The sequence below is a fragment of the Chitinivorax sp. PXF-14 genome (assembly GCF_040812015.1).
GTDB lineage: Bacteria > Pseudomonadota > Gammaproteobacteria > Burkholderiales > SCOH01 > JBFNXJ01.
Map to the genome: position 1 here is coordinate 64,922 of NZ_JBFNXJ010000020.1, position 7,148 is coordinate 72,069.

Sequence of the window (7,148 nt, forward strand, 5' to 3'; positions counted from 1 at the left end):
CGCTGAGCCTGCCGCTCAGCCAGCCCGGCCGGCGGTCGCGATCGACTCGCGCGCCAGCGCCAGCAGCTGTTGCTGGTCTTCCAGCACGTCAGCGGGGACGGTGAAATACCGCTTCACCTCGACCCGCCGTTGCCGCGTGTCATAGGCAAAGCAGTTGCTGCCCATCCGCTGGTAGCGTGGCCTCGTCGTGTCGTCGACGACGAAGTAGAGGGCGTTGTCCATGATCATCGCGAACTGCGTGGCATGCGCCTTCAGCCCCAGCCCGCCGAAAAAACGTCCGCTGTCGATGCCACCGAGCGGTGCCAGCTGTTCCATCACAAAGTCGACGAATTCACTGCTGCTCGCGCCCATCATGGCTCCTGTCTGTCATCGTTCACGCCAGCTTGCCGCGCACCAGTTCGGCTACCTGGCGCGGGTCGCCGGCCTGCATCAGCGTGGTTTCGCTGCTCGTGCTGCGGCGGAATTCGACGGACTTCCTGGTTGTGCTCTTCATGTCGGTCAGGTTGCTATCCGAAAAAATGCCGGTGCCGCTGTTCAAGCCGCCCGCGAAGTCCTGAAACGATAGCTCGCCAAACCCTTCATAGGGCTCGTTCGGCCGCGCCGGGTGGTGCCCCTCCCAGTAATAGAAGATCTTGCTCTCCGCCGGGTTGACGCAGCTCGCCACGGTTTCCCACACCGCGACCAGCTCGCCCGTCGCCGTGTAGGCATTGCCCTTCATCTTGAGCGAGGCGGTTGCCGTTTCGGGGCGGATTTCGACGAAGCTGATCGCCGATGCGTCGCCGGGCACGATGCGCTCCCACCAATAGCCGCTCACCGCCAGGCAGAACGCCTGCCCCGGCGCCGGGCCGGCTGGCGCATGCTCGCCGCTGAGCAGCGACTCCGGTTTGCGGTAGGCGAAGAACGACACCACGCCGATCAGTAGCACGATGACGGCCAGCATGCCATACAGCGCGACGAGCTGGTTCTGCCCATCTGTTTTCAATGCCAGCGCACCGAGCACCGCCTCCACCACGAGCACCACCAGGGTAAAGAAGCCGAGGTAGGTCTTGACCGCGCCGATAATCGCGACACGTTCGCTCGGCTTTGCCGTTTCGGCTGGCATCGTGGCCTCCGCAGGGGATGTTCCCACTCAGCATAGCGCAGCGCGCGGCGGCTTGCGCTTCAAGCCAGGTCGGGCAGGCGGTAGTCGAATACGTACTCGTGCCGGCCATCGGCGATGTTGATGCTCATCGTCCCCGACAGCCCGGCCAGCTCATCGGTGCCGGAATCGGGCACGACGCTGATGCGCAGCTGCGGCTCGCCACGGCTCATGCTGCCGCTGTGCTGCAACACGAAGCTGCCGCGCCGGCCCGCTAGGCTGCCCGTGACCTGCTCGATCGCCACATAGGCGGCCGAGCCCTTGACGGCCGTGCCTGCCGACAGCATCTCGCCCCGGCTCGTGGCATCGAGCGCACCGGAAAAGCGCTTGTCGATCGCCATCCTGCCCAGTGCGCCGGCCGCTTCGTCATGCACGGGCTGCGGGGTCAGTCTGACGTCGAAATGGCCTGTTGCTTGCATTCCCTGCTCCTTGCTTGCTGATGTCTCGGTGTGTTGGCCGTGGGCCATGTCTTGCATGGGGCGGCGGTGCTAACCGTAATCTGGCCAGCCGCGTGCATTGCCGTAAGCCGCGTGCCGAGCGGATTGCCCGCCCCCTCTGCGAACAGGCTGCGTATCGAGCGAGCTGCAAGTTGCCGCCCGCGAATACTGCCAGCGCCACTCCCTCTTCCTTGACGGGAGAGGGGGCCCCCTCGCCGGGTGGGCAACGTGCTATTCAGCCAAAGAAAAACGCGGGACATGACTGAAGCGCAGCGTATCACGCCGCAGGCCAAGCCTTGTACCCCGGTGGCGGCCGGCATGCAGCGTGCTGCGCTTCGAGAGCGCCCGGTTCGAATGGGCGGGCTACGGCCTTGGCGCAATGACCGCTACCGCAGATCGGCTTGAGCTGAGGGTCTTCGACTGCAACGGCGATGCCGCACGCCTTGGTGAGGCGGTGGGGAGAGCCATTCTGAGCGGGCTTATGAAATAACGATAGTTATTGTAACGATCGTTATTTTATGGAAATATTCGTGCCAAGCAATGTCATCGGCCATCGAAAGAAGCCTGTGCGCGAAGCGTCGCCAAGCGTTGGAGCAAGCCGCGACATGAATCCATGAATCTACGCATCAAGCGCTCCTGGCAATGGGCGCTGGAGAAAACCATGAAAAACCAACCCATTTGTTGGGCCAGCATCGCCTTGTTGGCGCTGATCAACCATAGTGAAGCGGCCGGTTATCGTTTCGGCTCGCAGAGCGTGGTGGGGCAGGGCAATGCGGATGCCAATGGCGCGGAAGCCAATGATGTATCCGGCCAGTTTTATAACCCGGCGATCCTGGCCCGGCAGGGCAACAGCCAATTCCAGATCGGGGGTACGCTGGTCGTGCCGGACTTGAATTACAGCGACAACGGCTCGAGCCGCTTCAGTGGCACCCAAACCGGCGGAGACAACCCAGGGCGGGTGGCCCCGACGACCGCCTTCGCGCCAACGCTGTATTACAGCAGGCCGATGACCGACCGCCTCACGTTTGGGCTGGGTATGTTCGTGCCCTATGCCGCCAAGCTCGACTACGGGACTGCCTGGCCTGGTCGTTATTCGCTGGATGGGATTGAACTGAAAGCCCTGAGCATCAATCCTGCCTTCGCGTTCCGGCTTGGCGAGCAGCATAGTGTTGCGCTGGGTGTATCCGCTGAATACATGAAGGCCACGCTAAACCAGGCGGTCGACACGCCCGGTGCGGTGCGTTACCTGGCCACGCATGGCGCCGGCAGCGCGCTGATCGCGGGGATCGTCGCCGCTGGCGGTAATCCGGCTGCGCTGGCTTCCGTGCAGGATGCGCATGGGCAAAGCTCCGGCAGCGATTGGGGGGCCGGCTTCAATCTCGGCTACTTGTACGAGCCAAGGCCTGGCACGCGGCTTGGGGTGGCGTACCGCTCCCCCGTCAGGCACGAGCTACATGGGAACACCTTCTGGGATTTCTCCAGCGTCACCAATGATGCGGTCGTCAACCAGCTGATACAGCGGCAATCCGGCAAGTTCGATTCCGGGGCCCGCGTGCGGATCACGACGCCGGAGACGGTATCGGCCCATGCCTTCCACCAGATTGACCCGCAGTGGGCGCTGATGTCGGACGTCACCTGGGCGCGTAACTCCCGCCTGCAGGCGTTGCGCATCGAATTCCCCGGATCGACGGCGGGTGACGAGGTGATCCGGCAGCAGTGGAAAGACACCCTGCGCCTGTCCTTCGGGCTCAACTACGGCATCAATGAGCAACTCACCTTGCGCACGGGCTTTGCGCTCGATCAGTCGCCCGTGCGCAGCTCGGAGCTGACCCACCCGGCCTTGCCGGATGCCAATCGGCATTGGTATTCGGCTGGACTCAATATCAAGATGAGCAAAAATGCATCGCTGGACATGGCCTACAGCTTTGTCCGATTCGAGGATGCGCAGGGCAACTATACAAACGATTGCTCCCCGCTGAGGGTGGACTGCACCGGCAATGGCGAGACCACGCGCGGCACCTACAAGACCTCGCTGCACATGCTTGGCTTCAGCTTTACCCAACAGTTCTGATCAGCCAAGGCCGCCGTGCGGCAGCGGGGGCAACACCGCCACCGGGTTTGCCCCCGTCCAACCCGCCCTTGGGCTGACGCCTGCCACCAGGCGCGGGCGCTCCCTGGGGCACCGGCCTATCAAGGCCATCACCCGCGCCCTTGAGCGGGGGTAATCGATGCGGATTGCAGCGCATGGCCAGTGTCAAGCTGTGGCAAGGTTTGCCATGCGGCGCGTTGCGCTGCGAGTGCGGCCCTACAGCGCTACTGCATCGGTCGCGACATGGGCCCCCAGTAGCGTGCCAAACGTCAGCTTGGGTGGTGCGGCCAGCAGCTGGTCGAAAGCGGCCAGCGCCGCCTGCAGCGGGGCCGAGGCGAGATGTGCGGCGCGCGCCGCGTCATCCCGGTACAGCTCGTGCACGATGAAGCGCTGGGCGTCGGCATCGTCGCGATAGACCGAGTAGATGACCGCGCCGGGCTCCGCGCTGGTGGCGGCGACCAGCGCCTGCAACTGCCGCTGGACGGCCTCGGCGGCATCGGGTTTCGCTTGCAGCTCGGCGAGCAATAAGACCATGGTGGTGTCCTCGTGGTGTGGATGAGCCACGATCTTCGCCATTCAGCGCTGCGGCGTATTGTAAAAATGCGTCGTCTGCCGCGTCAGGCTGCGGTAGTCGGAGGGTGCGATCCCGGCCAGGGATTTGAAATCGCGGTCGAAATGCGGCTGGTCGTAATAACCCAGATCGAGCGCAATGCGCAGGGCCGGCCGGGATGTCAGCGCCAGCTTGCGCGCCGCCTGCTGAAAGCGCACCAGACGGCGGAAGGCAGCGGGGCTCAGCCCTTCCTGCGCGAGAAAACGCCGTTCGAGCTGCCGCCGGCCGAGCCCCAGCTCGTCGCCGAGCGTGTCGATGCGCAGCGCCGGCTCGCTGTACAGCCGCTCGACCGCATGGCTGGCCAGCACGTCGCGGCGGCTGCGCAGCACCGCCAGGAAGAACGCGTCGAGCAGCGCCACGCGTGCCGTGAAGTCGCGCGCCTCGGCGAGCCGGGCCGACAGCGCCGCCGCCCTGGGCCCCCACAGCTCGGTGGCCACCGGCGCCTGATCGACACAGGCCGCCAACGGCACCGCACACAGATCGCCCCAAGCTCCAGCCTTGATGCGCACTGCGATGAAGTCGAGCCGTGCTGCCGCCGCCAGTGGCAGCGTAGCGGCGCGCAGGCACAACAGATGCGCCGCCGGCAGCGGCTCGCCGCTTGCTGTCAGTGAAAAGGCCTCACCCGCATGGAAATACACCTCGGCCCCGGTGCCGGGCAGCAGCAACGGCAAGGCCACGACCTCGCCGGGCGCGGCTTGCCAGCTCCAGTAGCGGTCGATGTAGGGCCTCAGGGCGGCAGCGGGGCGGGCGAAGACGGTGCGCATGGTGGTGGGCAGGCCAGGCGTGGTGTGTGGTTGGCGGGGATAGAGGGGATACGCTAGCGTTTGAATTCACCGGCCTGCGTGGCTTTTCGTGCAGGCCGCCACGAACACGGTGTCAGGTAACGTCATCGCTTCCGCACCAGGGTAAGGCCATCGGCGACGGGCAGCATGGATAGGTCGACACGGGGGTCTTTACCGATCTTCTCATTGAGTTCCCGAAGCACCGATATGTCATCATTGCTGATTCTCGACCTGAGGTCGGCATCAAGAACGGTAGGGTCAACCACCGAGCCGAACAGCAGGACGTTATCGATTGCGATGATTCCGCCAGGACGCAGCAACGAAAGCGTGGCCTCGTAGTAGCGGATGTAATTGGACTTGTCGGCATCAATGAACGCGAAGTCGAAGGTTTCACGCTGACCGGAAGCGAGCAACTCATCCATGGTATCGAGGGCTGGCCCGAGCCTGAAGTCGATCCGGTCAGCAACCCCCGCCTCGTTCCAGTATTTCCTTCCAATCTCCGCCCAGCCATCGTTGATGTCGCACGCAACGACGACCCCATCTTGCGGTAGCGCCAAGGCTACGCAAAGGGTGCTGTATCCGGTGTACGTGCCGATTTCAATTGCCTTCTTGGCACCGAGCACACGGATAAGGAATGCCATGAGCTGCCCCTGCTCGGGCGGTATCTGCATGATGGCATTGGGGTCCCGATCGGTTTCTTCTCTCAGCCGCCTCAGCACGTCCGGCTCCCGTAAAGAGACGGACAGGATGTAATCGTGAAGCGCGCTGGTGAATTTGATTTCGGACTTGTCCAAGGGAATACTCCGAGAGAAACCTAATGTCTGAATTCCGTGGGCGACACCAGCGCAGCTTTGGGTGGGCCGCTGGAATGAACGGTTATGCCCTGCCCAGGCCAAATAGCGAGCGCAACTTAGTACCCCAAGTGCGTTCGTAAAATGGCCTGACAGATTCGAACATGTAGTTCCCAATCCCCGGTTCACCTCGCTTAATCACGGTAAAGTCAACCAGTTCTCCCTTGGGGGCCGTATCCGCAGCGACAGAGCCAGCTTGCTTCATGGCCTCGGTAAGATCCTGATCGCCTTCAAAACCGACGACAAGCGTAGGCTTTTCACCCGTTGAAGTGTCGTGCATTAGGCACAGATAGGCCGCCTTGACCGCCGCGTGCCTTGCCAGAAGCTCAGTGAGCGCAGATACCATGTCCGCTGGATAATTGGCCGGCTGGCCAAGCAGAACTTTTGTTTCTTTCTGCACCACCCTGGTCTGCGGAATATGATTCATACCCGTTTCGAGCAGAGCATGAATTTCGTTGGGGAAAAACTCTTTACCATAAGGTGATGCCGGGTTCAGAACTAACGATGAGCCAAGCGTCATTTCAAAGAAAGACCTGGCTGGCAAAGCCACGTAATTCGATTCTTCTTTCAATGCGCGCTGAAGTGCTTCAAGGCTGGTAAAGAACGGGATGATCGGGGTTCCATCATTCTTTTCCCAATTGACTATCGACAACTTGGCACCGGCAGGAATGGTCTTGACGCCTTCACCTGTCGAATCCGTCAAGCCGATTACGAAAACATCGGACGCCATGAGCGCCGTGTAGAAATCAGGACGACTCGCCGGGTTGTCGGCCGCGAGTATTAGCTTACGTTCGAGGTCATTTGACGGTTCGCTCACGGCAGCTCCTTTGGGTGTGGCGTTTGAATTGAATGGCCTGTGCTACTTTTTGTGTGGGTCCGATTGACTGTCGGGTTGGGCAAAACGTGCCCGGTAAATTGGGCTATATCGTCAATCGCAGCCTGGGCTTGCCCGCGAATACAATTAGCCTGATAGGGGAGCATCGGTTGTTGGATGGGCAAAAAATCACCCCCTTACTCGGCTGTCCACAAAAACGCCAAAGGTATGGCCAGTGTTGGTGTCTGCGTGCAACCTACAGTTAAATGTTGTGCGAGCTGTAGCTAGGTTTTTTGTGGTGCCATTATTCATTAACGATGGATCTTAATGCTCTCAGCAGCTAGTAAATAGAGTGTTGCCAAGTGGATAAAGCCACTTTCTCCAAGAGTCGAGAACGTCAGGCCTTGGCTGTGTGTGGATAAATACC

The 7,148-nt window shown here is 61.7% G+C and carries 8 protein-coding genes; 1 reads left to right on the forward strand and 7 read right to left on the reverse strand.

The window, feature by feature from the left end:
- Positions 1-15 precede the first annotated feature (15 nt).
- From ABWL39_RS19060 to ABWL39_RS19070, 3 genes are read right to left on the reverse strand one after another with little or no spacing between them, the layout of a single operon-like run.
- Entirely contained in the window at positions 16-354 is a 339-nt protein-coding gene (locus ABWL39_RS19060; protein WP_367795160.1) for a TfoX/Sxy family protein, read from the reverse strand.
- A gap of 19 nt (positions 355-373) precedes the next feature.
- Positions 374-1,102, reverse strand: coding sequence for a hypothetical protein (locus tag ABWL39_RS19065; protein WP_367795163.1), 729 nt, complete (start codon positions 1,100-1,102; stop codon positions 374-376).
- Between the two features lie 59 nt (positions 1,103-1,161).
- Positions 1,162-1,557, reverse strand: a complete 396-nt coding sequence (locus tag ABWL39_RS19070) for a DUF3224 domain-containing protein (RefSeq protein ID WP_367795166.1) — start codon at positions 1,555-1,557, stop codon at positions 1,162-1,164.
- 718 nt (positions 1,558-2,275) lie between these two features.
- On the opposite strand from ABWL39_RS19070, the gene ABWL39_RS19075 reads away from it, so the two are divergent.
- The gene (locus ABWL39_RS19075) at positions 2,276-3,646 is read left to right on the forward strand and encodes an OmpP1/FadL family transporter (RefSeq protein WP_367795169.1); all 1,371 of its coding nucleotides are present in this window, start codon (positions 2,276-2,278) and stop codon (positions 3,644-3,646) included.
- 234 nt (positions 3,647-3,880) lie between these two features.
- On the opposite strand, the gene ABWL39_RS19080 is transcribed toward ABWL39_RS19075, so the two are convergent.
- The 4 genes from ABWL39_RS19080 to ABWL39_RS19095 all read right to left on the reverse strand — a co-directional run bounded on the left by ABWL39_RS19080 (position 3,881) and on the right by ABWL39_RS19095 (position 6,724).
- Entirely contained in the window at positions 3,881-4,240 is a 360-nt protein-coding gene (locus tag ABWL39_RS19080) for a putative quinol monooxygenase (RefSeq protein WP_367795172.1), read from the reverse strand.
- On the reverse strand, positions 4,241-5,038 hold the full coding sequence (locus ABWL39_RS19085; RefSeq protein ID WP_367795174.1) for a helix-turn-helix domain-containing protein: 798 nt from the start codon (positions 5,036-5,038) through the stop codon (positions 4,241-4,243).
- Between the two features lie 122 nt (positions 5,039-5,160).
- On the reverse strand, positions 5,161-5,850 hold the full coding sequence (locus ABWL39_RS19090; protein ID WP_367795177.1) for a class I SAM-dependent methyltransferase: 690 nt from the start codon (positions 5,848-5,850) through the stop codon (positions 5,161-5,163).
- Between the two features lie 82 nt (positions 5,851-5,932).
- Positions 5,933-6,724 (reverse strand): enhanced serine sensitivity protein SseB C-terminal domain-containing protein, encoded by a 792-nt coding sequence (locus ABWL39_RS19095; RefSeq protein WP_367795180.1) that lies wholly within the window; start codon positions 6,722-6,724, stop codon positions 5,933-5,935.
- Positions 6,725-7,148: the final 424 nt, after the last annotated feature.

What these genes read in the sequence shown, in the direction of transcription:
- ABWL39_RS19060 (WP_367795160.1), bottom strand. Translation starts at nt 354, where the DNA reads ATGATGGGCGCGAGCAGCAGTGAATTCGTCGACTTTGTGATGGAACAG.
- ABWL39_RS19065 (WP_367795163.1), bottom strand. Translation starts at nt 1,102, where the DNA reads ATGCCAGCCGAAACGGCAAAGCCGAGCGAACGTGTCGCGATTATCGGC.
- ABWL39_RS19085 (WP_367795174.1), bottom strand. Translation starts at nt 5,038, where the DNA reads ATGCGCACCGTCTTCGCCCGCCCCGCTGCCGCCCTGAGGCCCTACATC.
- ABWL39_RS19070 (WP_367795166.1), bottom strand. Translation starts at nt 1,557, where the DNA reads ATGCAAGCAACAGGCCATTTCGACGTCAGACTGACCCCGCAGCCCGTG.
- ABWL39_RS19080 (WP_367795172.1), bottom strand. Translation starts at nt 4,240, where the DNA reads ATGGCGAAGATCGTGGCTCATCCACACCACGAGGACACCACCATGGTC.